Genomic DNA, 24547 nt, shown 5'->3' with positions numbered 1-24547 from the left:
ATAAACTAGGTAGATTTTATAGTAAATAGATAGTATTTATTTTTTTAATGTTATTAAATTGGTAAATTGAATCTTCTGCTGTATTAAATTATTTTTATCTAATGTAAAGGGGTCATCAATAATTGCAATTAATGCATTTGCAGGAAGCTCTTTTTTATATTCATAAAAAGATATCGGCAAACTCATATTCCCTTTAGTTTTTGCTAATAAATACGGTAATTCTAATTTAATTTGTTTAGAATTAATAATACCGATTATAGCAAATCTCTTATCATTTTTATTAGATCCAAAATTTAAAAAAACATTATCTTTAGAAGAAATAAATGAAAGATAATCTCTTGGTTTTCCATTAATTTTTTTTGTTATAATAGGACTACTTATTATATCTTTTGACTCCTGACTACTTACCGCTTTATAGTTAACTGGACTCGTTTGTCCATTTTCTACAATAAGTGCAACTCTTCTTGATAAATAAACTTGATCTTCTGAAACAAATTGATTTTTATTTAAAGTATTTTCAGGGTCACGAACGAGTATTACAATTAAATCATGCAAGCCTTGTTTTAGATCACTTTTTGGTAATTCCACATCAATATCTCTTTTTTCGTCAGGCTTTAATTTTACATCAATAAAGGATACTTTTTCATCAGTAATAACAGGGATTTGCTTATAATCTATTAAGAAGAATAAACGGAATTTAAATGTTTCTTGAAAATAATTTCCTACACTTATTTTTGGAGAATAAATTTCATTTTTATCAACTTTATGTATTACTTGGTCCTCATCAATGGAAGATTCATCAAAAAATCCTAATTCCATTCCTATAGGAGCTTTGGGATCATCGTTTTTAATTAATGTTTTACTATTTTTATAGTGCAAGTTAGATTTATAAACACTGTCATTATTTGAACATCCTGTTAATAAAATTATAAAAATTAAAAAGATAATTCTTTTCAAGTAAATACTCCTCTATTTTTATTAAAAAGAATGGTTTAATAAAATTAAACCATTCTTCCATTGTTGCTGGCAATTAAAAGATGTATCGTTTGGCAATTAAGTGTATGCACATTATTTTGCATATTCACAGCTTGATATGGAGTGGCGGGTATGATAGGCTTGTTCGCCTGCAAAGCTTTACGGTGCATTTCCTTTGCCTTTATCATGCCCGTAGAGACTCCATGTCAAGCAACATGAGTAATGAAAAAAGATACATGTTAATGCATATCCTTAATTGCCAAATACACTACCATTGAACCGAGGTAGATGCAGTACTTATATTTGATCCATTTCGATAAGCTTTGTGATAACCTTTTACATTATATGGGATGCTCCAATCATTTTTTCCCAAGTTAATAGATACGTTAGGACTTGCTGAACCTTTGTTAGCTGATTTACTAGCAGTGGTGTAATAACTACCATTAATATAACCATCAATTTTCACCGACATTGAATCAACTGGTGCTGTGCCTTCAAAAAATCCTGTTAATCTTGTTTGTCCATATCCTGTTACATAACCTGTATCAGTTAAAGAAATACTAGCATACCCTTGTAGATCATAAGAGTAGTTAGGAACATAAGAATACCCATATTTATAAGCTTTAAGGGTAGATGCTGCAAAACTGGAAGTAGCTCCAACAATCAAAGATAGTGTTATAATAGACCCAACTGTTAATAATTTTTTTATCATTATTAAATTCCTCCAAAGTAAGAATATCTTTTTAAAAAAAGTATATAATAGATAACAGTTAATAACATAAAGGAATAGAAATGATAAACGACAAAAACTTGATTACCTCCCTTCTAATAGAAAAGTCTTATCTTTGTTGCCTCCAAGTTGCAAAGATAAGATTTTTTTATGTAATTATTTCTTCTTCCCTCCTTTTGAATTAGTGAAAACCTCTCAATTATTAGAGAAAATTTTCCATTTATAAATTCAAGTATAATATATTTTATACATGTTATAACTATCTGGTTATAGTTGTTTTTATAGGGATAAAACACCCAATTCTACTATATACTAAGATTTTCATAATAAGTTATAACTCTAGGAATACTTTCGACTTAATAAGATTATTTTCAACAAATTCCCCAAAATAATTGTCGTTATTAAAACGTTTCTCCCATACATGACATAATGTTGTATATTACTTTAACTGTTAGTACATTGTTCGTAGCCTGCTCTAATGTCGCTATTATGAGAGTACTGGTCTCTATTTTTATCGGAGAGAATGCAAAAAAAGAGCCGTCAGCTCTACTGACCATAGTATAATGGGTCAGTAGAGCTGACGGCTCTTAAACTAGAAAAGGAAAAAGGCTATTTGTTCCTCTTTGCTTGGCGGCCAGAGAACAAATAACCTCCCACTTACTATGCATATTTTACTAGATTGTCCTCTTACTTTCAAGAAATATAAAAGATTCATCGAAACTTACAATGAAAATACTTTTTGTCCTTGCTGCGGGAGGATTACCAGAAAACACGGGAAATATGAAAAAACAGTTCATTTTAAACATCAATCCTTCCGGATTCCTATCATGCGAAGAAGATGTCCCGTTTGTAATATGACTTTTTCATTAATGCCTTGCTTTTCTCTCTCGTGGGCAAGGTTTGCGAATCATATTTATGAATTTTTTGTACGGTGGTTGATGGCGGGAATTCCTATTAGTCAGTTAGCTGAATGGTTAACCACTTCTTCTGTTTCTGTGATATCCCTTAAAACTCTCTATAGATGGAAGAAACATTTTTTTAATTTTCTAGGGGAATGGTGGATTAGCCAACGAAAAGAATGGGCTGTGAAGTTCCAAGAAGCAGATGGATTACTGTCTCTTTATCGACAAGGAATAACCTCTAATCAAGAGATTCATTTTCTTCTCTCTTTCTATTTTGGTAAAAAAGAGTCTATTCCTTGTAAAGGAAGGCTATTTTCTATGATTAATCTCCGCCAACGTTTCTCGTACTCCTGAAGTCAGTGAAGCTGTCGGATTAATTACGCAAAATTGGATTTATTTCCTTTTTCTTACTCCACAAAATATGTCCCTATTCTACAAAAGGTAATTCGGGGAAAATGGGGTTAGTTCCCTATTTTATGGTAGGAAAGGAGAAAACAAGATGAATGAAACGATACGTAATGAATTAGCTGCTTTTCGATTTGGATTAATTGCTCCAGTTGTTCAAAGACAGCTACAACCTGGGGAAAGGTATGCCCTTTTGAGGGAAATTGCAAAGCAAAGGTATACCATCCCAGGCAGTGAACGAAGTACAGTAAGTGTTCGATCATTAGAAAGGTACCTTCAAGCATATGAAGAGAAAGGGTTTGAAGGCCTGAAGCCTCAAGTAAGAGAAAAAAAAGGAAGTTTACAAAATCAGAACCCAGATATACTGAAACGTGCAATCGAATTACGAAAGGAATTACCTAGTCGAAGTGTTGAACAGGTCATCAGAATACTAGAGTTAGAGGAAACAGTTCCATTAGGTGTCCTCAAACCACGAACTTTATCTCGTTATTTTCAAGAAATGGGCTGGAGTAAAAAGGACCTTTACCGTGCGGTAAAGAAGGAGTTTCGTCATTTTGAACATGATACACCAAATGATTGTTGGCAGGCAGATACGCAGCACACTCTTTACTTACCCGATCCAAAAAATCTTGAAAAACGTAAAAAGGCTTATCTTATAGCTATAATCGATGATCATAGTCGCCGAATTATGCATGCGGAATTTTTTATGGAAGAAAGGTATCCTCGTCTTGAAAGGTGTGTCCAAAAAGCTGTTTTAAAGTTTGGAGTACCCAACCTGTTTTTCTGTGATAATGGCTCCGTTTATAGTGCTAAGCAGTTTCATATTATGTGTGCGAGAATGGGGACTAAGCTTATCCATGCTAAGCCATATTCGCCAGAATCAAAAGGGAAAATTGAGAAATTTTTTCAATTTGTAGATAGTAGCTTTACTGGAGAAGCAAATTTATTAATTAATCAGGGGAAGCTCTTGACATTGAAGCAATTGAACAATTACTTGGGCTCTTGGTTAGAAGCTTATGATAACCGAATTCATCGAAGTACAAAACAAACACCTAAAAAGCGATATGAAGCACAGGCAAATCATACGCGTCACCTTCCTGCAGAAATATTAAAAGACATTTTTCTTTGGGAAGAGGAACGAACTGTCCGAAAAACAGCAATAATTGAACTAGAAGGAAATCAATATGATGTTGATTCCTCCTTACGCGGGAAACGAATTCAAATCAGATATAATCCGTTTGATTTAACAACCATTCAAGTATGGAAGGATAATGAACGCTTCGAAGATGCGAAACCGGCAGTACTTCGAAATCAAAGCCACTCCAAATTACCGGATGAAACAGATAACGTTCAAACGCCTGCAGGAGTTTCTAGTTTCTTAGAGCAGTTGAAAAAACATCAGGAAGAAGAAAAGCGAAAACAAATAGGGACTACTAGTTTTGCCAAATTAAAAGAGACACAATCAAGGGGGAATGAATCATGTTAGACTTTTTTGAAATGAAGGCAGTTCCTTTCACCCGTGAAATTTCTCCAATGCACTTGTTCCATTCCTCCAGCCAAAAAGAAGCTGCTGCCCGTTTAGAATATTCGGTACAACAGCGTCAGTTTTGCCTTTTAACAGGAGAAGCAGGGATGGGGAAATCAACGGCTATTCGATCATTGGTCCAGCAATTAGATCCGATTCATTATCATTACCTATATATTTGTGATTCTTCCCTAACACCAAAACTTTTTTATAGAGAAGTTCTGCAGAACTTCGGTATCCAACCAGCCTTTCGATCAACAGATGCGAAGCGTCAATATCAGTCTTTGATGCTTGATATTTATGAGAATGAAAAAAAGCAGATAGTCGTTATTTTAGATGAAGCTCATCATTTTTCCGATTCTATGCTACAAGAACTTCGCTTCATTCTTAATTTTAAAGAAGATTCCATGTCCCCTCTATCCCTTATCGTGGTGGGGCAATCTAGTTTACGGAATCTATTAAGGGTAAAGCAAATGGAAGCCATTGAACAGCGAATTCAAATGCGATATCAAATAAGTGGTCTAACAGAAAAAGAAACGAATGAGTATATTCGTCACCAATTAAAAGTGGTAGAAACACCCCAAGAAATCTTTTCGGAAGAGGCTATTACAGCAATTTATAACTTCAGCCAAGGGATTCCAAGAAAAATTAATACACTATGTAGTCAAAGCCTATTAGATGCTTTCATACAAGGAAATAAGATTGTGGGAGAATCCCATATCCATCGGGTAGTAAATGAACTGTAGAAGTGTAAGTACCGATTATTATGTACAATTGGAGAATGGAATTGTCGAGATGGAAGCAACCATTGAGCGGTTAAGAACGGAAATAAACGAGTTAATGGAAATTAGAAATACCTTGTATCAATTGAATGGTTTGCTTAAAAAAGAATCGAAGGATCTGATAGGGGATTTGACATTTTAAACCATCGGCAATTAAGCTGACTTTTGTAAATGCCAGTGGCATTGAGGGTGACTGTTATTCAGTTGCCATGTCACTGCCACTGGCCAGTTAACCGCCATCGAAAGTGGCTGCGGACAGTACATATAGGTAAAATATCTATCCAAAATTTAATAATCAAAAGAATAAATAACATTTTCAAAATATCAGCTCCTCGTTTTGTTATTGGAAATCACCCAAATTTTTTTGTTGGAATTTTCAAATAAACTAATTTTTGCTCCTACCATTTAGTTTTCCTTTCTGTTATCTAAATAAATTACTGGTAAATGCTTTTGTAAGAATTTTGACTCTAATTTCCTCAGTCAAACCTTTTCTTAATTGAGTACAAGACGATTACATCAGTGATATTTTTGGGTTAAAAGGGAAGGATATAAATCAAAAAAATATAAATAAGTATAAAAAACAATTTTTTGTGAAATTATATTTAAGGACAATGAAAGGAGGAAATAAAATTGAAAAAAGTAATAACACTAGTTTCATTTATTATTTTGTTCACAAGTATTTTTGGTTTAGGTTCTTCTATTGCATCTACTTTAGTGAGTAAAGGAGACAAGAACGAGTATTTTGAGAATAATTCTGATAAAAACTTTAAAAGTGCGAATGAGTTTTATTTAAGTCTAAAAGAAAATCAATATAAAGAGTTTAAAAATGCTGATTTAAATATTAGACAAAAGGTATCGTATAAAGACTTAAAATCTGCTATAGATAAGTTAGGTAAGTATGGATCTGAAACGATGTATTCCTCAAATGCACCTCATATAGATCCTAATCGTCAAGTATATTTCTTAGCCACAGTAATTGATAATGATAAAATGTTTGAATCAAAGTACGTAGTATACGATGGTGAAACTAAGAATATTTTAAACTCAGGGCGTAGCGGAAGTGTAAAAGATAAAAAGAACAGTGATGTTGGAATTAAAGAGCCACCAACAGATTTAGATGAATTGCAAAATCATTAAAATTAAAAATATTAAAAGTATTAAATAAAAAAAAAGTCCATATTTTGTATCCCCTTACAGTATACAGTGTAAAAAAGTTCACGGATTAAGCGTTGATGTTACACTACTATATGGAGGGGATTTTTTTTCCAAGTTCGGAGACAACTTAGAATCAGCAGCGTGCACAAAAAAAGTGGGAAAATTTGAAAATACCGCAAATGATCAAAAGGTATGGTTTACACAAGAAACTAGAAATGGAGAACTTGTTACAGTTGAAAAGAATGAACAAACCATTAGCTTCGTTCCAATAAAAGCAAAAAAAGCACAGGGAACCGAGAAAAATAATGAAGTGAACTATAAAGGTGTTTTCGATAACGTCGATGTTCTTTATCGTGTACAGGGTAGCGCGGTGAAAGAAGATATTATTCTTAATCAGTATCAAAACAAAACGAAAATACATTCAGTTTTGAGCTGAAGATGAAGGGTGTAACACCTCATAAAGAGAAAAATGGGACAATTATTTTCAAAGATTCACAGGGAAAAACAGTATGGTTCTTTGAAAATTCTTATATGACAGATGCAAAAGGAGAATACTCGGAAAAAGTCTCTCTTGATCTACGTGAAGAAAATGGGAAAACGTTTGTTGATGTTATTGCGGATCAGGTATTCTTGAAAGATCCGGAAACCCAATACCCGGTCACGATTGATCCGACGATAAACAGCTGGGATGTGCTCCGTGATATGTAAACAACAGGTGCTTCGCCTGTTTGTCCTCTATAAAAAAGGAAAATCTCACCGTTATGAGAAATAACAGTGAAATAACAGTTTTTGATATATTAGGTGTTGTCTTTCACAATACCATTTGTAACAAGAACGTAGCATATCGTTAAAAAATTCCCCTATTTTCAGACTTATGTTAACTTGATAGGCCTGTGGAAGGTCCCCTATGCCGAAAAATTCATGGAAATAAAAACCATGCTATGACTCATTTTTACACGTATCTCGGTTGTACCCCTAGAGAACAGTACGAGGCATGCTAGCATATATATCCCAAATAAAGCGACAATATCTGATATAGAATTCTTCTTGAAATCCAGAGTGTTTGCCCGATCAGAAAATTTCGATAAAATTATCAAGAGTATGGGAACTACAGGTGACGATATCATAGGAATATTAAGGCATACCAAAGGCATCCTTGAAGGCGACTCGATATCAGTCGAATTTATGAATTAAAATTAGCAAATGATGGAATATCTATAATGTTTTTGAATGTGGGTGTGAATCGTATAACGTTACCGCTAGTTAGAGAAGGAGTGATTAATTTTCCGCAAGGCTTTGTTTGAACAGGTTTCATCATGATCCCGCCATCCAAAAGTTGAAGTTCCATCTCGGATACCTATATTTTTGGCAAAATGAGTAGGGATACGAACAGCTAAACTATTTCCCCATTTTTGAAGGCTTGTCCTATATTTTCCTCCATTTTCGTTTTGCTGATAAAAAAAGAGCAATCACTACGTTTGTCAGAACCGTAATAATTACTCTTCTTGTTTATATAATTCCATTAGTTATTGCTAAGACGCTCTAATGCTTTGTCGTTTGCTTTAACTGCTTTTGCAAAGATGTCATGAATCTTAGATTTACGATCCGTTTGTTGTTTTTGAACTACTGCTTTCATTTTATCATCATCCTTTTTTTTACTATTCACTGGCCATCCCTCCCACACGGATCATACCATTTTTATGATATAGATCTTTGCTAATTCTTCTGACTGACAAGAGACAAAGTCCTCTGTACATCCACCCATGGAGCAATAAGAAGTTACGACAATCCAACCATGTTCTTCGTGGTATGTTACATCAAAATCCTATTGGTTTGATTTTATCATCGTTTGGATTTGGCTTTCTACGTTTACTTTGCCAGTTCTTTTGCTCCAGCTATCTATTTTGTATTTGGCATATCATTATCTCCTGTTCGAGTTATGTTTTGTTTTTCCATTCATCCCGTTTATTGATTAGGTAGCGTAGCGGAATAACGTTTCGTTTTTCATGAAATTCTATCCTTTTCACAAATTGAAGTTCCGCTCAATCTAATAGGATCAGAATGAGTCGGATAGGGAAAACTTAGGAAAAGCACTTGTGGGTATGGTAATATATGATCATTAAGAGAGGAGTGGTTTTCTAATGAGTAAAAATCGTGAGAAGATCGCAGTTCAAGTTAAATCAGATGAAAATGAAAATAGAATACAAGTAGGGAAGGCTTACGATTTTCTGTTCGAAGGGGAAAACAACGACTATGACGAAGAGTACGGAGATTACATCTAAAGATGTAATGCATCAGGGACGTCTTGATGTGCCATTTCCTCCAATCTTCGCCAGTTCCCAGTGTAGGGGCGATTACCGGCTTGCTCCACCCCTGTTGTGGGTTGAAGTCTAAAAAGCTGATATCGCCCTTTTTAGGTACCGTTATAATCAAATCATTTCCTTCCCTTCGGCTTTTCCAAAGCCGTAATCTAAATGTGGATTGGTTCGCCCCTTTGTTTTTGCTAATAAGTCATCTAGTGTTGGCTTCGTTTGAACAGGTTTCATCATGATCCCGCCATCCAAAAGTTGAAGTTCCATCTCTGATCCATCTCGGATGCCTATATTTTTGGTAAAATGCGTAGGGATACGAACGGCTAAACTATTTCCCCATTTTTGAAGGGTTGCCATATACTTTCCTCCTTTTTCATTTTTTTCATCTTCCTTAAAAAAATAGCTTCCTCGCTATTTAGTGTTTAGTTTAAAATCTCATATAGCTGTCAATACTGGGTAAAAATTAGTAGAATTCTAGGAGTTGACTGCTTTATGAAAGATATCCAAGAAGAATATAATGTATTTGAATCTGCTTTAGAAATACCTGAGCCGTGGTATGTTTTCCATCATGAGTTAGCCAAAAAAGAAAAAACACTTCACATTTATCTTGAGTACAGAAAAGGTGCCGAATTCTCATGCCCTAATTGCGGATCACCAGGATGTAAGGTCCATGATATTCAGGATCTAGACCGTACATGGAGACACCTCGACTTTTGGCAATATCAAACCTTACTTCATGCAAGAATGCCTAGGGTTAAGTGTGAATCTTGTGGAAAAATTCGTACCGTTGTTATTGATTGGGCACGCCCAGGAGCTGGCTTTTCTTTGCCTTTCGAATATCATGTCCTGTCATTGATGGTTGAAATGCCTGTTGCTGCAGTTGCGCGTAAAGTTGGTGAACATGATACTCGTCTTTGGCGAGTCTTTAAATACTACGTTGATAAAGCAGTTGAAAACATGGATGTATCTAATGTTAAAAATATAGCTATGGATGAAACTTCACGTACTAGAGGTCATAAGTACGTTACATTATTTGTTGATACGGATACCAAACGAGTAATCTTTGTCACAACAGGTAAAAGTGCAGAGGTATTGAAGGAATTCTGCCAATTTCTTGATAGTAAAGGGGTTGCCCGTTCTCAAATTAAAGAATTCTGTTGCGACATGTCTCCGTCATTTATTTCAGGAATTGAAGATAATTTCCCTGAAGCATCGATTACCTTCGATAAATTTCATGTGATGAAAATGGTCAATGAAGCATTAGACAAGGTGCGAAGGCAAGAGCAGGGCACCCAACCTGAACTAAAAAATTCACGATATGTATGGCTTAAAAACCAAGAAAATCTGACTGAAAAACAAAAGGAAAAATACGCCAAATTAAAGGACATGGATTTAGCGACTGGTCGAGCATACCGTATGAAATTGTCACTGCAGAAAATGTTTACTAAATCAACCGGAATCTCCGAACTATACTTTGATGAGTGATACAATTGGGCTATTCGATCTCAACTGGAACCGATAATTAAGTTAGCACAATCTTTAAAAAAGCATAAAGATGGTATTTTGAGATGGTTTAAAACCAAATTGACCAACGGTTTGCTTGAAGGAATAAATAGTTTGGTTCAAGCTGCCAAAAGAAAAGCACGTGGATATCGCTCACCAGATAATTTTATAGCAATGATCTATGCAACAGTTAATAAAATGGATTTGATTATAGAACCATGATTAATTTTATCTTGGTTTCCTACAAACAAAAAAGAATGCGTTACAGTATGGAGCCATGTATCGCTCACAACCGAACACATTCCCTTGTCCATGAATAAGTGTGCCCACATATTTGGGTAATTATTCATGTTACAGGTGGTGAATGTTGAGTGAGCAATTGAACATATTCCCTTGTCCGGTTTTGGTTTTTATTCTTGTGCCACAATAACGACGGCAAACAGGAATGGTAGAAACTACTGGCCTATTAACTTGTTTTTTCAACACTAAATAGCGAAGAGCCAAAAAATACAATAGGAAAAACAATTATTAGTTTCCTATATTATTCCTAAAAGAAGTGTATTTCCTTTTTCCCAATCACCTAAATAATCAATGATTGCTATTGTATAAACGTTAAAAACATTGTATATTTAATCTAATTGAAAATGATAATCAATACTACTTGTTATAGAGGAGTGAATGATCAATGAAACAGGAAGAGTTATATGATGTGACGATAATCGGTGGAGGGCCAGCGGGGCTTTATTCAGCGTTTTATAGTGGTCTTAGAGAAATGAAAACAAAACTCATAGAATACCAGCCACAGTTAGGTGGGAAAATTCATGTGTATCCAGAGAAAATGATTTGGGACATTGGGGGGCTTACTCCAATTTCAGGTGAACAATTAATTCAGCAGCTTGTTGAGCAAGGACTAACTTTTAACCCTGAAGTTGTTCTAAATGAGAAAGTGGAAATGATTACACAAAATAATGACGGAATATTTGTTTTACAAGGTTCTTCAGGTGAGGTGCATTTATCCAAAACGGTTATTGTTGCAGTAGGAGGCGGAATTTTAAATCCGCAAAAGCTTGAAATTGAAGGGGCAGAGAGATTCGAAGTAGCCAATTTAAATTATACTGTAAAATCCTTAAAGCGTTTCAAAGATAAAACAGTCATTATTTCAGGTGGAGGAAATTCAGCAATTGATTGGGCGAATGAGTTAGAGCCAATCGCTAAAAAAGTTTATTTAACGTATAGAAAAAATGCATTAGCGGGACATGAATCGCAAGTAACGCAATTAATGAACAGCACTGCTGAATGTTTTTTCCAAACATCGATTACAAAACTAATTGCATGTGAGAACCATGAAGCAATTGAATTTGTGGAACTGACTAATCATGAAACAGGGGAAATTAACAGCTTATCCATTGATGAAGTTATTATTAATCATGGCTATGAACGGGAATCGACATTGCTTCAAGATAATGAATTAAATATTAAGATTGCAGATAATTATTATATTGCTGGGAATGCCACTAGCGAATCTTCCGTAGATGGACTTTATGCGGCTGGAGATATTCTTCATCATGACGGAAAATTACATTTAATAGCTGGGGCTTTCCAAGATGCTGCAAATGCAGTAAACAAGGCAAAACAATTTATTGAACCGGATGCTAATAAATATGGAATGGTTTCATCACATAATGAACTTTTCAAAAAACGCAATAAGGAATTAGTGAAACAACTGATTAAATAGTCAAGTTTAAAACGAGAGTATATCTTATTAACTTTGCACCTCAAATTCGTTTGTAAATCTTGATAGGACTCGGTTTAGAACAATAAAATGGGAGGCTTGTTTTTTAAAAGGTGAGAACGTTGCTCTCCCAAAATGTGCACTTTTAGTCTATTCAATAAAGTGGGGGTTTTTACCAGTTCAATGACAGCAACTAAAGCTTATGGGGCAAAACGGCTTGATTGGAGCGGATATGCGAGACTCCTGTGGGATTAGCGGGTTAGATGAGGCCTAAGCAGGCGATTGGACTGAGGAGGCTCATCGCACGACCCACGGAAAGCAATCCCCTATTTATAAGGAATAATGTTTGCAAAAAAATACCTAAAAAGACTAATCAATCACCCTTTTCTAATTGCTCTAAACCAAGGTATGGCAATACAAGAAGTGGAATTTATAACTGCAAAGTTTTAGTTATTAAAATTACTTAAGCCTAATTGGGGATGGAACAAGCGTCACTCACCTCCCTTTAATTAGGTTTATTTTTTTGTTATTGCCCCGTGAATAGCTCCCCTTTTAACCACTCATTTTTTTACTGCTGTTATTTTTCTTTTAAGAATAAACATTAGCTTACTGGAGCCATATATTGATTCTGCAACCCATGCTTTTCGTTTTGTGAAAGGATATTATTTTAGATGGAAGCATATAAAATAAGTAATGAATGGTAAGATAAAAAGAAACTAGTATACGAGGTTGTTCCAAAAAAGGACTCGGCTAGTTTCTTCGTTGGCTTATTTTTCGCTTCTATCGTATTTAACTCGAGGATCTTCAATAAAAAACGCTCCCGTCCTGTAAACAACGTTGAAGTCATCACATCCTGTGGAACTGATGCTCAAAGTGAAGCCGTCTCGAAATTCTTGCTCCTCTTTTTGAACACGCACTATACAAACTAACTATCCATAAATACGTCTTAAGACTTACTTTAGATTCCATTTCAAGTCCATAGCAATTTCTTGATTTTTTCGTTATTCTATAAAGAGAAAAGGAATATTTTACATTTTACTTAAATGAAACTATTAGTTGAATAAATCGTAAAATAAAAGAAGGAATATAACGTCAGGAGTCGATGAGATTGAATCCAGTTTTACTTTTTCTTGTTCGGTCAGGAGTGACAGTCCCAACCGGTATAATAACTTGGTTTAGCAGTATCCTCTTTTTTGATCAAACGTTTTTCCCAGCAGTTATATACGCAATCATCGCAGGCACTGCTGCATACTTGCTAACTGATGGAGTAGTTCATCATCGGTTTTTAAAGAAGCAGGGACTAACTAGAAAAGAATATAAATTTATTGATAAGCAATTAAAAGAAGCAAAGACGAAAATTACACGTTTAAATAGAGCCGTATTTGCTGTACGTCATTTTTCATCCATCAAACAGCGAGTCGATTTAATGCGGGTTACAAGAAAGATATACCGATTGACGACACAAGTGCCAAAAAGGTTTTATCGAGCAGAGAAGTTTTATTACTCTCATTTAGATTCAGTTGTTGAAATTACAGAAAAATATGCATTATTATCAGCACAGCCTAAAAAAAATCGCGAACTGCAAGTTACTCTTCGGGAGACGAGAAATACATTGGAACAATTAACTAAATCGATTGAAGAAGATCTTCATGAATTACTTATAGATGATATTGATGACCTGAATTTTGAATTGGATGTAGTGAAGCATACTACTTTAAAGAAAAAGGATAGTAGCTTGTTTGATGAAAGCAGGAGATTAAAATGAGTGATGATTTGAACTCGCTTTTGAGAAAAGAATATGAAAAGGAATTTTCTCAGTCACTTGAAGCAGCAAATGAGAAAACTGTCCAAATAGGAGGAGAGGAGGCGAGAGAGAAATCAGTTCGCCTTCTTGACGTTCTCAAAGAGGAAGAGAAAAAAAGAGCATATGAATTAGCTGAGAAACTTGATCCGAAAAAACACCGGGAAATGATTTTTTTCGGTGCTAAAGCACAAAAAAGTCTGCTTTCTTTTTCCCATGCCATGTTAGAGCATGTGAAAAAAAAGGATGTGGGAGAAGTAAGCGATATTATTGGCGAGCTTATGGGCAAGTTGAACGAAATCAATCCAGATGAATTAAAGATGGAAAACAAATCATTTTTTGCTAGACTTTTTGGCAGAATGTCTAGTTCTGTGCAGGAGATTTTATCAAAATATCAAAAAACAGGTGCTCAAATCGATCGAATTAGTGTGAAGTTAGAACGCAGCAAAAATATCTTATTATCTGATATCCATTTATTGGAACAATTATATGAGAATAATAAAGAATATTTCTATGCACTTAATATATATATTGCAGCAGCAGAATGGAAGCTGGAAGATTTACATAAAAACATTATTCCGGAAATGAAAAAGGAAGCAGAAACACAAAAAAATGAGATGAAACGCCAAGAAGTCGATGACATGCTCGAGTTTGCTGATCGTTTAGATAGCAGAATATATGATTTGAAAATAAGTAGGCAAATTACCCTTCAAACAGCACCGCAAATTCGTTTAATTCAAAATACCAATAAGAAGGTAATTGATAAAATTCAATCCTCTATTCTCACAACTATTCCACTATGGAGAAACCAAGTGGCCATTGCACTTTCTCTGCTGCGACAACGCCATGCAGTAGAAACGCAAAACAAGATAAATAAAGCAAACCAAGAAATAATCAAAAATAATGCAAAGTTAGCGAATCATCCTATGATAGAGAAAGAGAATAACAGCGGATTTGCAGAGATTGATCTGTTAAAAAATACACAGCTCGATCTCATTTCAACACTAAAAGAGACATGGAAAATCCAAGAAGATGCTCGTGAAAGTAGAATAAAGGCAGAACAAGATTTTGCACTAATAGATCATAAATTAAAAACCACTCTCGAACAAATAAAAAACAAATAAATAGATATTTTTAGATATGGATATGCACTCATTTGATATAGTGTTATCCCATATTTTTTTGGAGACTGAGCAAAGGAAAAACAAACATGGAGAAAGTGGAGATTTATTCAGACAAGTCTATCCAACCAATCTTGCACTATGAACCATGAAAAGAAGCAGCTTGTTCTATCATGAATAGAAGTTTTATTGTTGATGCTCGAAGCACAGAACGGCCTGCGAACTAATGGAGAATGCTTAAATGTCTGATTAAAAAAGTAAAACGGTTCAGTTTTCCATTGAAGAGTTGGAATGCTGAACCGTTTACTAAATATTTACTTTGTATTTTGAACACTTTGCTTATCTTCTATTAATTTATCAAAATGAACACGTTTATTCACAAGATAAATAATCGGAATACCAATTGCCATAACAGCTAATTCACCGACCGCAACAGTAAACCATGTATATAAAAACGGTAGTTTAAAAACTAAGAATAGTTCATATGCAATAATAAACATCGTAAATGTAAATACAATCGTATTGACGATCATTCGTTTTATAATGTTTTTAACATATTTGCCGACAAAAATGGTAATCAGTAATGCAATGATTGATTGACCGACACCAAAAATAAGGTCGTGTGCCTTCATTGGCGAAAAGAATAAATTAGCTAAAAATACACCAATCACAATTCCGTATAAATATTTTTTATTAAATACAATTAAATGATTAAACATTTCGGAAACGCGGAATTGTATGTTCGTAAAACCGAATGGCGCAATAATACCAGATACAGCAATATAAAGTGCAGCAATCATCGCATTTACTGCAAGTGTTTTTATTTTCATTTTTTACTCTCCCTTAGTTTTTTTACGTGGGATGGTTACGAACCACGACTGACAATCTCTAAACAAAGAATAATATTATAGCATGATAGTTATGTTCGTCAATGTTTTTTGGAATGAAAACTTCAAGCCTGTGCATTATTTTTTTTGGTAGCTATTCAGTATGCTATTAAAAAATAAGCATGGTTCTAATTATTTTCGCATAAAAATTTATTAGGATAGAGAAAGTAACGATTGAGATGAACAGTAGCTTAACAAAGAGGAATTGCAGCTTGAGAGGATGGATGCTTGTTGAGATCATTGGTATTGCAGTCAGATTTTTGTCTGAGTGATGGAGCAGTGAGTGCGATGTATGGAGTGGCGACAAGTGTTAATCCCAATCTTTGCATTTTTGATTTAACACATGATATTCCGCCATTTCATATTTGGGAAGCTTCCTATCGTTTACTTCAAACGGTTTCCTATTGGCCAAGAGAAACTGTATTTGTTTCAGTAGTAGATCCTGGAGTCGGCTCGGATAGAAAAAGTATTGTCGCTAAAACGGTTGATAATCACTATATTATTACCCCTGATAATGGGACGATTTCTCATATGAAGGATGTTTTGCAAGAAGTTCGGTTAATAGATGAAGCCAAAAATAGGCTTCCAAATAGTGGTGAATCCTATACATTTTATGGAAGAGATAGAGAGTTAGTAAATAAAAGTGAAATTTTGTATGGAAATATGGTAGAGGTATCTATCTTTTTTAAAAAAGAACAAGTTTTTAAAAAGCAAATAATCTTTGGGAGATCATTTGCTGATGCCCAAATAGGTGAATCCATCGCCTATATAAATTCTTTAGATAATGTAGGGCTGGCCATAAATCAGCAATCAATGGCTAATACCTATTCACTTGGAGCAGGGGCTGATTGGACGGTGCAAATACTGCCAACACGATAATATTTAAAAATCTGTCTTTCAAGCAAGGCAGATTTTTAAATGGAATTAATCGAAAATTTAGAATATAATAAAGTTATTACTTAGATTCACGAAATAAGTAAAGGAAGGGATGCACGTATATGACAGATATAGCAAAGTCTTTCGAAGATACATGGAAACAGTTAATAGAAAATGCCCTTGTAAAAAAGGGAATAGCTTTTTTAAAGGAAGATGCTAGCCATACATTAGAAGAACAAATCGAACTTACTTGCATTCCCGCTCCGAGTTTTTTAGAAGAAGAAAAAGGAAGAGTATATAAATCGAAATTGGAGCTATTGGGTCTTTCGCAAATAGAGACAGACCAGCATGGAAATGTTTTTGGCATCCGTTATGGGACGGGAAATGGTCCAAGAATATTTGTGTGTGCCCACCTAGACACCGTGTTTCCGGAAAGCACTGCTATTCAGGTGAAAAAGAAGGATGGAAAAGTATATGCGCCAGGTATTTCGGATGATGGCAGAGGGCTTGCAGCTGTTTTATCAGTAGCAAGGGCATTTAATGAAACGAATATTCAAACAAGCGGGGATATTATTTTTGGGGCGACTGTTGGAGAGGAGGGGTTAGGAGACTTAAGGGGTGTAAAAGGGTTATTTCAGGATAGAAACGATATAGATGCTTTTATTTCGATTGAGCCTGGAACGCCTGAACGAATTGTTTATCTTGCAACAGGAAGCCACCGATATCATGTTACATATAAAGGATCAGGTGGACATAGTTTTGGAGATTTTGGAATACCTAGTGCTGTCCATGCGTTAGGACGAGCTATAAGCAAGATTGCCGATATCGAAACACCAACCGATCCAAAAACAACTTTTACAGTAGGAACCATTACAGGTGGAACTTCTGTTAATACTATTGCGGAAGAAGCAAGTATGATGATCGACTTACGTTCTAATTCACAAGAAGAGTTGCTGAAGTTGGAAAAGAATGTGATGAATCTATTGGAGCTGGCAGCAAAAGAAGAAAATAATCGATGGAACAGCGATCACACAGTTATTGAAGTAAACATAAAGTTAGTAGGAGATAGACCAGCTGGAACACAAAACAGCGAGCATGCTATTGTGCAAGCATCTTTACATGCAGCTAGAATGTTAGGGCTAAACCCTGAGCTTTCTTTTGCAAGCAGCACGGATTCTAATGTACCGATTAGTTTAGGCATACCAGCAGTTACATTAGGTGGCGGTGGTGATTGTGGAGGAATTCATACATTGGAAGAATATTTTGATCCAACAGATGATTACTTAGGCACACAAAATCTATTTCTAACTATTCTAGGACTTGTTGGTATAAAAGATGAAACAGAAGCATTGCTAATTAAATGAGCAAAAAAAGTGAAGAGTTATTCTTCACTTTTTTTTGTGTTTATTAATACATAAAGTTTAACTTTCGTAAAAAAAGGAAGCATCTAGAAAAAATATGAAAATGAATAAAAATAAAAAAATTCTCCCTCGACTTATTCCTGACATATTACTTTTTTATTCTATTAATTGTAAAGCACACCCAAGTCAATAAAGGAAGACTTTCACACTGGTCTTATATAAGTAAATAAAAAAAGGAGGGCAGCATGAAAACTTGCTTTTTTATGCAAAACGAATAGCAGCTAAATTTAATTAATAGAAAGAGGATGAGAAAAAGGATGAAAAAAAATATAAAAAAGTGGATCGTTAGTGGCATTATCATTGTAATAATTGGTGCTGGAATTGGAGCATATTTCTTATTTTCTAAAGAGGAAAATAGCGGGGGAGTGGCCCAAGCAAGAACACAAACATCTACAGCAGAAGTAGGAAATGTTGAAATTAAAGTAAGCGGTACGGGAAGTATTGCAGCCATTAATAAAGAAACAGTTACAGGAACGGAAAATGCAACAGTAGCTGAAGTTCTAGTAGAAGTCGGAGATACGGTAGAAGAAGGCGACGAGTTAGTAACTTTTGACGGCGATGCTGATCCAATTGAAGCACCTTTTTCTGGTGAAATTACAGCACTTAATGTAGAAGAAGACGAAAATGTATCAATGGGCACAGAAGTACTGCAAATTACAGATTATAGCAATTTAGAAATGGTTGTAAATGTAGATGAATTAGATATTTCAAAAGTGAAAGTCGGACAAGAAGCAACCATTTCAGCTAGTGCTTTAGAAGATAAAGAGTTTACAGGCGAAGTAACAAACGTAGCAAAAGAAGCTAATTCTGACAGCTCAAGTGTTGCTAAATATGCTGTTACTGTAAAGTTAAGCAAACCAAAAGGATTATTAGTAGGAATGACTGCTGAAGCAACTATTACTACAAGCAGTAAAGAAAATGTTGTTACTGTCCCTGTAGAAGCAGTACAAAAACAAGATGATGAGTATTATGTGTTAATTCCATCAGGTACAACAACTTCAGAAGATGGAACAACAGAAACAACTACTACAAAACAAACAGTAAAAGTCGGCTTAGAAAACGAAGATGTTGCAGAGATTTCAAGTGGCTTGGATGAGGGAACAACTGTTGTACTACCAACATTTGAATCTAGCAGTGATGAAAATTCACAAAATATGTTTGGTAGAGGTCAAGGTCAGATGCCAGGCGGTGCTGGCGGCGGACAAATGCCATCTGGCAATGGAGGCGGTATGCCGGGCCAAGGCGGGGGAGGAAACCGTTAATGATTGAAGAAAAGAGATTGGTAGAAATAAAAAATGTAAATAAGGAATATTCACTTGGCGGTGAAACCGTGAAAGCATTAAATAATGTCAGCCTTTCTATAAATAAAGGAGATTTTATTGCCATAATAGGTCCTTCAGGTTCAGGGAAATCGACGTTGATGAACATGGTTGGCTGTTTGGACACACCTGATTCGGGTGAGTATTACCTTGACGGAGAAAATGTTTTTGCATTAAAAAGTAAGCAGCTTGCCGAAGTCCGCAACCATAAAATAGGGTTTATCTTTCAATCATTTAATTTATTAACAAAACAGTCAGCTTTCGAAAATGTAGAATTGCCATTAATATACAGAGGTTTGAATAGTAAGGAACGAAAAGAGATTGCTTTACATGCATTAAAAAAAGTTGGGTTATTAGAAAGGGCAGGACATAGACCAACGGAATTATCTGGAGGACAGCAGCAGCGTGTGGCAATTGCCCGTGCTCTTGCTGGAAATCCGCCCATTCTCCTGGCTGATGAACCAACTGGAGCGCTTGATAGTAAAACAGGCATGGAAGTAATGAAGTTAATAAAAGACCTGAACGAACAAGGTCATACCATTATCTTAATTACACATGATTTAGAAATAGCAAAACAAGCCAAAAGAGTAATCCGAATCCATGATGGAAAACTTATAGAGGCAAAGGAGGTAGTGAATTCTTGAAACTCGGTCAAGCAATAAAGATATCTTTTAAAAATATAACGATGAATAAGCTGCGGGCAATATTAACGATGCTCGGCATTATTATCGGTGTCTCTGCTGTTATTGCTTTAACATCTCTTGGAATGGGGGCTTCTCAATCAGTTTCTGATGAGGTTTCTGGTCTTGGAACAACGACTGTTTCAGTTAATTTGTCAGGAAATTCTAGTGATGAAGAAGTAGTAACATACGATGAATTAATGTCATTTGAGGATTTTTCCGAAGTAGAAGCTGTTTCGCCTACTGTTACTTCTAATAGTACAGTGAAAAATGGAACGACATCAAGTGATGGTGTTACCGTTAATGGTGTTACTCCTTCTTATGAAAAAGTGAATGAAATCACGATTCAATCAGGAAGAACAATCCTAGATGTAGATTTAGATAACCGGAATAAAGTAGTGGTATTAGGATCGAATGTAGCAACAGAGCTTTTTGGTTTTTCAAATCCTGTTAATCAAACAGTGAAAGTTGATGGAACTACTTTTAAAGTAATAGGTGTTTTAGCTGAACAAGGAGAAGAATTATCTGGTTCAGTTGATGATCAGATATTGATACCATTTACAACTGCTCAACGATTTATCGGGCAAACGTATGTAACCTCTGCAACGGTAAAAATGACTTCTGAAGATACAGTTGAAATAGGTATGGCAAAAATGAAGCAAGAACTTTACAACCAATTTGGTGGAGATGAGACTTCTTACACTGTCCGAAATCAATCATCTGTAGCAGATGCATTAGATTCGGTGAATAATACGATGACATTGCTGCTAGCAGGAATTGCAAGTATTTCCTTAATTGTTGGAGGAATTGGCATTATGAATATCATGCTAGTTTCGGTAACAGAAAGGACAAGAGAAATTGGCATTAGAAAAGCAATTGGAGCAAGAAAAAAAGATATTATGCTTCAGTTTTTAATAGAAGCGATTGTTTTAAGTGCATTAGGCGGAATAATAGGAGCATTAATCGGCATTGGAAGTGCAGAACTATTATCCAATACATTAGATATGACATTGCAAATTACATGGTGGGTTGTAGGAGGTTCCGTAGGGTTTTCCGTTATAATCGGTATTATATTCGGTATATTCCCAGCCAATAAAGCATCTAACTTAAACCCACTAGAAGCACTAAGATATCAGTAGAAAAGAAAAGCGGAAGCGCCTTGAAAGCCCCAAAGAAAAATGTTCTCTTTCCTCAAAAAGTGTTGTTTACTTTTAGAGGAAAGAGGTTATCTTTCAAAGGGGCTAGGCGCAGCAGCTGGACAAAAAGAAAAGCGGAAGCGCCTTGAAAGCCCCAAAGAAAAATGTTCTTTTTCAAAGGGGCTAGGCACAGCAGCTGGACAAAAAGAAAGTGGGTTTATCCTATCAATAAGGTTATTATCCAATCCAGCTTATCTATATCTAACGTAATATAGATAAGCTGGTTGTGGGGAGTGACTTTATAGGTGGGTAACCCTCTTTTTTTATAAAAAGCATTCTTTTATGTATAATAAGAAAAAAACAAAAGGAATAACAGTATGAAACATATATTAATAGTAGAAGATGAATTAGCGATATCCATGGTATTAGGAGCGTATTTAGAGAAGGAAGGATATACGGTCAGCTATGCTTATAATGGAGAGGAAGCACTTCAAAAATTGGCTGAATCCTATCCTTCTTTAGTATTATTGGATATTATGATGCCATATATGGATGGCTGGGCTGTCTTAAAGCAAATAAGGCAAAAAACTGCCTGCCCTGTCATTATGCTTACAGCTCTATCCGATACAGAACAAAAATTAAAAGGCTTTGGTGAGGGAGCAGATGATTATATAACGAAACCGTTTATTGCGGAAGAAGTAATTGCTCGTGTTCAAGCTGTATTAAGAAGATCCCCGCAATACCAAAGAGAAGACGATATAAAATATTATGGTCATTTAAAAATAAACTATCGTTCACATCAAGTTTTTCTGAATGGAATTGAGATACCGTTTACACCAAGAGATCTTTCCGTCTTTCTCTTTTTAACAAGCAATCCAAATCAGACCTTTACACGAGAACAGCTGCTTGATCATGTGTGGGGAAGAGATTATGACGGGAGTGACCGGGCCGTAGACCTTGCAATAAAAAGAATCAGAAAACTTGTGAATGGGTGGGATCCTTTAGATGGAGAAATTAAAACATTACGTGGATTGGGCTACCAATTTTATGTTCAAGAAAAAAAATAGTAGCAAAACTCCCCTTCTTTATTATTGGACAATGCGGTACTTACTCACATTAGTAGCAGGACTCGTTATCATCGGGGTGATATCGATTTTCTGGATTCGGCATAATGCTTTGGAAAATCGGTTAGAGTTAACGAAACTGGTGGCACAAGAATTATCCGATCGAATTAGTGATATGAAAGTGGATGAATTTTCTGCTACAGGCTTGCCGTTTCTGCAGGATAGACAGCGTTCTATTAATAAAGGTGCTCCACTTGCCATTTATATGAAAACCAATACAGGGAAATTAATTTCATTATCGCAGGACAGAGGCCCTGATTTTAAAAATGAGCAAAGTTCATTGATTGAATCAATGGATCTGGAAGAAGAACTAGCGGAAAAAAAAGTAACTTTAACGAATAATCAAAAAGCTACAGTGATTATCTCCCCTATAAAAAAAGAACAGACATTAATTGGTTCTGTGTATATAATACAGCCTCATAATGTACTGAATCATATTAACCCGGAAGAATATCAGCTATTAGGCTTGCTTTTAACCAGCCTTGCATTGCTTGGTTGGTTCGTCATCTATTTTTTATCAAAAAAAATGGCAAAACCAGTAGAAGAAGTGGCAAATGGTGCGCAGAGTTTAATGAGTGGAAACTATGATATTCGCTTAAATGAAGAGGTTCATGAAAAAGAATTGCATCAGCTTATAATTTCCTTTAATGAACTTGCCAATCGTTTAAAAACATTAGAAGGATTACGAACACAACTGCTTGCAGGTGTTACCCATGAACTGAAAACACCAATTACTTCTGTCAGTGCACTGATACAAGCTGTTAATGATAATATAGTTTCAGAAGAGAAGAAAAAAGAATTTCTGACAATGAGTTTAAAAGAAGCAAAGAGATTGCAAAGTATGGTAGAAGACTTACTTGATTTTAATAGTTTTAGTGCTGGATCTGTTACCGTTAAATTAGAAAAAATCAATTTGCAAGTAGTGATTAAAGAAATAATATATCAATGGGAAATTGTGCACGCAGAAGCCTTAAACCATGTTGTTTTAACCTATAGCAGTCCAGAGCATCCGGTCTACGCTTTTATGGATAGTGTAAGACTTCAACAAATAATCATTAATTTATTAAACAATAGTTTGCACGCTATTAAAAACAAAAAAGATGGAAAGTTAAAAATAAGTGTATCATCTGACGAAAAAAATGCGCTAATCACAGTAGAAGATAATGGATATGGAATTCCTTTAGAAGAACAAAAAAATATATTTGAAAGATTTTACCGTGGAAAAAATAAAAAGGATATAGAGAGGGGATTAGGATTGGGTCTGCCGTATAGTCAGCTATTGGCAAAAGCGCAAGGAGGATATTTATCTTTACAAAAATCAGAAGCTTCCACTACAATATTTTTATTGAAAGTACCACTTTACAATTAAAAATAGTAAAAAGGATGGGGAAGAAGCATGTCTTGTTACTTCCTTAACGAGTATACTAACGTATTAAAAAATATGCTTTTTAAGGGGAGTTGAGTTCAATGGATGTACGCGAAGAGAAATTTTGCAAAGAATCTCTAGTAGTGAAGACGAGCAGAATATTTCCAATTGATACGAATAACCATAATTCATTATTTGGCGGAAGATTAATGAGCTATATTGATGATGTGGCGTCCATTTCTGCCTCGAGACATTCGAGAAGTGATGTTGTTACAGCATCGACGGATTCTGTCGACTTTTTAGTTCCAATCAAACCAACTGATTCCGTTTGCTTGCAATCTTATGTTTCTCATACAGGGAATTCATCGATGGAAGTTTTTGTGAAAGTAATAGCGGAGAATTTAAAAACGGGAGAACGAAAATTAGCAGCTACTTCTTTTTTAACCTTTGTAGCACTAAATGAAAATGGCAAACCGAAACAAATTCCAAAAGTAGTTCCTCAGTCAAATGAAGAATTAATGCTGTATAATACAGCAGATCAGCGAGTAAAAATTCGAAAAGACAGAAGAGAACATAGCAAAGCATTCGCAAGTGTTGTAAACACCGATATTCCATGGATGTAGGCAATAGAATAATATAGTAAGCGATGGAGCTGTTAGGAAAAGATAATCTCGGACAACTATGTTTGAGATTTACTCTTTACCTGGCAGCTGCTTTTTTTTGACATGGTTTCTTCCTAGTTGGTACTTTAAACCTACAAGGAATGCATTATGTTTTGTATTTTAATTTTCTAAC

The 24547-nt window shown here is 35.1% G+C and carries 26 protein-coding genes, 1 pseudogene and 1 riboswitch; of the genes and pseudogenes, 20 read left to right on the top strand and 7 right to left on the bottom strand.

Going from position 1 to position 24547, the window contains the following annotated elements; translation table 11 throughout:
• Positions 1-36 precede the first annotated feature (36 nt).
• Together AC5LWL_RS20365 and AC5LWL_RS20360 are read right to left on the bottom strand one after the other, a co-directional pair.
• Positions 37-957: a hypothetical protein gene (locus AC5LWL_RS20365; protein ID WP_493436005.1), complete on the bottom strand. Its 921-nt coding sequence runs from the start codon at positions 955-957 to the stop codon at positions 37-39.
• A 286-nt stretch (positions 958-1243) separates the two neighbouring features.
• Complete coding sequence (locus AC5LWL_RS20360) at positions 1244-1687, bottom strand: hypothetical protein (RefSeq protein ID WP_493436004.1); 444 nt, start codon at positions 1685-1687, stop codon at positions 1244-1246.
• A gap of 956 nt (positions 1688-2643) precedes the next feature.
• Between AC5LWL_RS20360 and AC5LWL_RS20355 the strand changes: the two genes are divergently transcribed.
• The 7 genes from AC5LWL_RS20355 to AC5LWL_RS20325 all read left to right on the top strand — a co-directional run bounded on the left by AC5LWL_RS20355 (position 2644) and on the right by AC5LWL_RS20325 (position 7182).
• Positions 2644-2961: a hypothetical protein gene (locus tag AC5LWL_RS20355; RefSeq protein WP_493433165.1), complete on the top strand. Its 318-nt coding sequence runs from the start codon at positions 2644-2646 to the stop codon at positions 2959-2961.
• Between the two features lie 145 nt (positions 2962-3106).
• The gene (locus AC5LWL_RS20350) at positions 3107-4498 is read left to right on the top strand and encodes a transposase (RefSeq protein ID WP_493433164.1); all 1392 of its coding nucleotides are present in this window, start codon (positions 3107-3109) and stop codon (positions 4496-4498) included.
• A complete protein-coding gene (locus tag AC5LWL_RS20345) occupies positions 4492-5283 on the top strand; it encodes an ExeA family protein (RefSeq protein ID WP_493433163.1) in 792 nt (263 codons plus the stop codon). Before AC5LWL_RS20350 ends, AC5LWL_RS20345 begins: the two co-directional genes overlap by 7 nt.
• Positions 5273-5461, top strand: coding sequence for a hypothetical protein (locus AC5LWL_RS20340; RefSeq protein ID WP_493433162.1), 189 nt, complete (start codon positions 5273-5275; stop codon positions 5459-5461). Before AC5LWL_RS20345 ends, AC5LWL_RS20340 begins: the two co-directional genes overlap by 11 nt.
• Positions 5462-5949: 488 nt before the next feature.
• Positions 5950-6456 (top strand): hypothetical protein, encoded by a 507-nt coding sequence (locus AC5LWL_RS20335; protein WP_493436003.1) that lies wholly within the window; start codon positions 5950-5952, stop codon positions 6454-6456.
• Between the two features lie 172 nt (positions 6457-6628).
• The gene (locus AC5LWL_RS20330; RefSeq protein ID WP_493436002.1) at positions 6629-6910 is read left to right on the top strand and encodes a hypothetical protein; all 282 of its coding nucleotides are present in this window, start codon (positions 6629-6631) and stop codon (positions 6908-6910) included.
• 2 nt (positions 6911-6912) lie between these two features.
• Positions 6913-7182, top strand: a complete 270-nt coding sequence (locus AC5LWL_RS20325) for a hypothetical protein (protein WP_493436001.1) — start codon at positions 6913-6915, stop codon at positions 7180-7182.
• Positions 7183-7733: 551 nt separating this feature from the next.
• Here the strand turns inward: AC5LWL_RS20325 and AC5LWL_RS20320 are convergent.
• Complete coding sequence (locus AC5LWL_RS20320) at positions 7734-7943, bottom strand: AbrB/MazE/SpoVT family DNA-binding domain-containing protein (protein WP_493436000.1); 210 nt, start codon at positions 7941-7943, stop codon at positions 7734-7736.
• A 53-nt stretch (positions 7944-7996) separates the two neighbouring features.
• A complete protein-coding gene (locus tag AC5LWL_RS20315) occupies positions 7997-8140 on the bottom strand; it encodes a hypothetical protein (protein WP_493435999.1) in 144 nt (47 codons plus the stop codon).
• Positions 8141-8615: 475 nt separating this feature from the next.
• Between AC5LWL_RS20315 and AC5LWL_RS20310 the strand changes: the two genes are divergently transcribed.
• The gene (locus AC5LWL_RS20310; protein ID WP_493435998.1) at positions 8616-8756 is read left to right on the top strand and encodes a hypothetical protein; all 141 of its coding nucleotides are present in this window, start codon (positions 8616-8618) and stop codon (positions 8754-8756) included.
• Between the two features lie 147 nt (positions 8757-8903).
• Here the strand turns inward: AC5LWL_RS20310 and AC5LWL_RS20305 are convergent, their stop codons facing one another.
• Complete coding sequence (locus AC5LWL_RS20305; RefSeq protein ID WP_493435997.1) at positions 8904-9143, bottom strand: AbrB/MazE/SpoVT family DNA-binding domain-containing protein; 240 nt, start codon at positions 9141-9143, stop codon at positions 8904-8906.
• 135 nt (positions 9144-9278) lie between these two features.
• On the opposite strand from AC5LWL_RS20305, the pseudogene AC5LWL_RS20300 reads away from it, so the two are divergent.
• Positions 9279-10511, top strand: a pseudogene (locus AC5LWL_RS20300) (ISL3 family transposase).
• A 463-nt stretch (positions 10512-10974) separates the two neighbouring features.
• Positions 10975-12024, top strand: a complete 1050-nt coding sequence (locus AC5LWL_RS20295; RefSeq protein ID WP_493435996.1) for an NAD(P)/FAD-dependent oxidoreductase — start codon at positions 10975-10977, stop codon at positions 12022-12024.
• A gap of 664 nt (positions 12025-12688) precedes the next feature.
• Here the strand turns inward: AC5LWL_RS20295 and AC5LWL_RS20290 are convergent.
• Entirely contained in the window at positions 12689-12829 is a 141-nt protein-coding gene (locus AC5LWL_RS20290; RefSeq protein ID WP_493435995.1) for a hypothetical protein, read from the bottom strand.
• A gap of 294 nt (positions 12830-13123) precedes the next feature.
• On the opposite strand from AC5LWL_RS20290, the gene AC5LWL_RS20285 reads away from it, so the two are divergent.
• Positions 13124-13786, top strand: coding sequence for a 5-bromo-4-chloroindolyl phosphate hydrolysis family protein (locus tag AC5LWL_RS20285; RefSeq protein ID WP_493435994.1), 663 nt, complete (start codon positions 13124-13126; stop codon positions 13784-13786).
• Positions 13783-14946: a toxic anion resistance protein gene (locus tag AC5LWL_RS20280; protein ID WP_493435993.1), complete on the top strand. Its 1164-nt coding sequence runs from the start codon at positions 13783-13785 to the stop codon at positions 14944-14946. Before AC5LWL_RS20285 ends, AC5LWL_RS20280 begins: the two co-directional genes overlap by 4 nt.
• A 311-nt stretch (positions 14947-15257) precedes the next feature.
• On the opposite strand, the gene AC5LWL_RS20275 is transcribed toward AC5LWL_RS20280, so the two are convergent.
• A complete protein-coding gene (locus AC5LWL_RS20275; RefSeq protein ID WP_493435992.1) occupies positions 15258-15773 on the bottom strand; it encodes a QueT transporter family protein in 516 nt (171 codons plus the stop codon).
• 7 nt (positions 15774-15780) lie between these two features.
• Positions 15781-15825, bottom strand: a riboswitch (PreQ1 riboswitch).
• 233 nt (positions 15826-16058) lie between these two features.
• Here AC5LWL_RS20275 and AC5LWL_RS20270 point away from each other — a divergent pair.
• The 8 genes from AC5LWL_RS20270 (at position 16059) to AC5LWL_RS20235 (ending at position 24375) form a co-directional block, all read left to right on the top strand.
• Positions 16059-16709, top strand: coding sequence for an SAM hydrolase/SAM-dependent halogenase family protein (locus AC5LWL_RS20270; RefSeq protein WP_493435991.1), 651 nt, complete (start codon positions 16059-16061; stop codon positions 16707-16709).
• Between the two features lie 119 nt (positions 16710-16828).
• Positions 16829-18070 (top strand): M20/M25/M40 family metallo-hydrolase, encoded by a 1242-nt coding sequence (locus AC5LWL_RS20265; RefSeq protein ID WP_493435990.1) that lies wholly within the window; start codon positions 16829-16831, stop codon positions 18068-18070.
• Positions 18071-18384: 314 nt separating this feature from the next.
• Positions 18385-19389, top strand: a complete 1005-nt coding sequence (locus AC5LWL_RS20260; RefSeq protein WP_493435989.1) for an efflux RND transporter periplasmic adaptor subunit — start codon at positions 18385-18387, stop codon at positions 19387-19389.
• Complete coding sequence (locus AC5LWL_RS20255) at positions 19389-20090, top strand: ABC transporter ATP-binding protein (RefSeq protein WP_493435988.1); 702 nt, start codon at positions 19389-19391, stop codon at positions 20088-20090. The genes AC5LWL_RS20260 and AC5LWL_RS20255 overlap by 1 nt, the downstream gene beginning before the upstream one ends.
• On the top strand, positions 20087-21265 hold the full coding sequence (locus AC5LWL_RS20250; RefSeq protein ID WP_493435987.1) for an ABC transporter permease: 1179 nt from the start codon (positions 20087-20089) through the stop codon (positions 21263-21265). The genes AC5LWL_RS20255 and AC5LWL_RS20250 overlap by 4 nt, the downstream gene beginning before the upstream one ends.
• Positions 21266-21639: 374 nt before the next feature.
• Complete coding sequence (locus AC5LWL_RS20245; RefSeq protein WP_493435986.1) at positions 21640-22329, top strand: response regulator transcription factor; 690 nt, start codon at positions 21640-21642, stop codon at positions 22327-22329.
• Entirely contained in the window at positions 22268-23755 is a 1488-nt protein-coding gene (locus tag AC5LWL_RS20240) for a HAMP domain-containing sensor histidine kinase (protein ID WP_493435985.1), read from the top strand. The genes AC5LWL_RS20245 and AC5LWL_RS20240 overlap by 62 nt, the downstream gene beginning before the upstream one ends.
• A gap of 98 nt (positions 23756-23853) precedes the next feature.
• Positions 23854-24375 carry an acyl-CoA thioesterase gene (locus AC5LWL_RS20235; RefSeq protein ID WP_493435984.1) on the top strand — a complete coding sequence of 174 codons (522 nt, stop codon included), beginning with the start codon at positions 23854-23856 and terminating at the stop codon, positions 24373-24375.
• Positions 24376-24547: the final 172 nt, after the last annotated feature.

This window comes from Niallia sp. WK069_GA_01 (assembly GCF_983173855.1).
This window is presented reverse-complemented; position numbering and strand designations above follow the sequence as displayed.

Coding starts and splice junctions, on each gene's coding strand:
- AC5LWL_RS20360 (WP_493436004.1), bottom strand. CDS start 1,687: ATGATAAAAAAATTATTAACAGTTGGGTCTATTATAACACTATCTTTG.
- AC5LWL_RS20355 (WP_493433165.1), top strand. CDS start 2,644: ATGGCGGGAATTCCTATTAGTCAGTTAGCTGAATGGTTAACCACTTCT.
- AC5LWL_RS20350 (WP_493433164.1), top strand. CDS start 3,107: ATGAATGAAACGATACGTAATGAATTAGCTGCTTTTCGATTTGGATTA.
- AC5LWL_RS20345 (WP_493433163.1), top strand. CDS start 4,492: ATGTTAGACTTTTTTGAAATGAAGGCAGTTCCTTTCACCCGTGAAATT.
- AC5LWL_RS20340 (WP_493433162.1), top strand. CDS start 5,273: ATGAACTGTAGAAGTGTAAGTACCGATTATTATGTACAATTGGAGAAT.
- AC5LWL_RS20325 (WP_493436001.1), top strand. CDS start 6,913: ATGAAGGGTGTAACACCTCATAAAGAGAAAAATGGGACAATTATTTTC.
- AC5LWL_RS20310 (WP_493435998.1), top strand. CDS start 8,616: ATGAGTAAAAATCGTGAGAAGATCGCAGTTCAAGTTAAATCAGATGAA.
- AC5LWL_RS20305 (WP_493435997.1), bottom strand. CDS start 9,143: ATGGCAACCCTTCAAAAATGGGGAAATAGTTTAGCCGTTCGTATCCCT.
- AC5LWL_RS20295 (WP_493435996.1), top strand. CDS start 10,975: ATGAAACAGGAAGAGTTATATGATGTGACGATAATCGGTGGAGGGCCA.
- AC5LWL_RS20285 (WP_493435994.1), top strand. CDS start 13,124: ATGAGATTGAATCCAGTTTTACTTTTTCTTGTTCGGTCAGGAGTGACA.
- AC5LWL_RS20280 (WP_493435993.1), top strand. CDS start 13,783: ATGAGTGATGATTTGAACTCGCTTTTGAGAAAAGAATATGAAAAGGAA.
- AC5LWL_RS20275 (WP_493435992.1), bottom strand. CDS start 15,773: ATGAAAATAAAAACACTTGCAGTAAATGCGATGATTGCTGCACTTTAT.
- AC5LWL_RS20265 (WP_493435990.1), top strand. CDS start 16,829: ATGACAGATATAGCAAAGTCTTTCGAAGATACATGGAAACAGTTAATA.
- AC5LWL_RS20260 (WP_493435989.1), top strand. CDS start 18,385: ATGAAAAAAAATATAAAAAAGTGGATCGTTAGTGGCATTATCATTGTA.
- AC5LWL_RS20255 (WP_493435988.1), top strand. CDS start 19,389: ATGATTGAAGAAAAGAGATTGGTAGAAATAAAAAATGTAAATAAGGAA.
- AC5LWL_RS20245 (WP_493435986.1), top strand. CDS start 21,640: ATGAAACATATATTAATAGTAGAAGATGAATTAGCGATATCCATGGTA.
- AC5LWL_RS20240 (WP_493435985.1), top strand. CDS start 22,268: ATGGAGAAATTAAAACATTACGTGGATTGGGCTACCAATTTTATGTTC.
- AC5LWL_RS20235 (WP_493435984.1), top strand. CDS start 23,854: ATGGATGTACGCGAAGAGAAATTTTGCAAAGAATCTCTAGTAGTGAAG.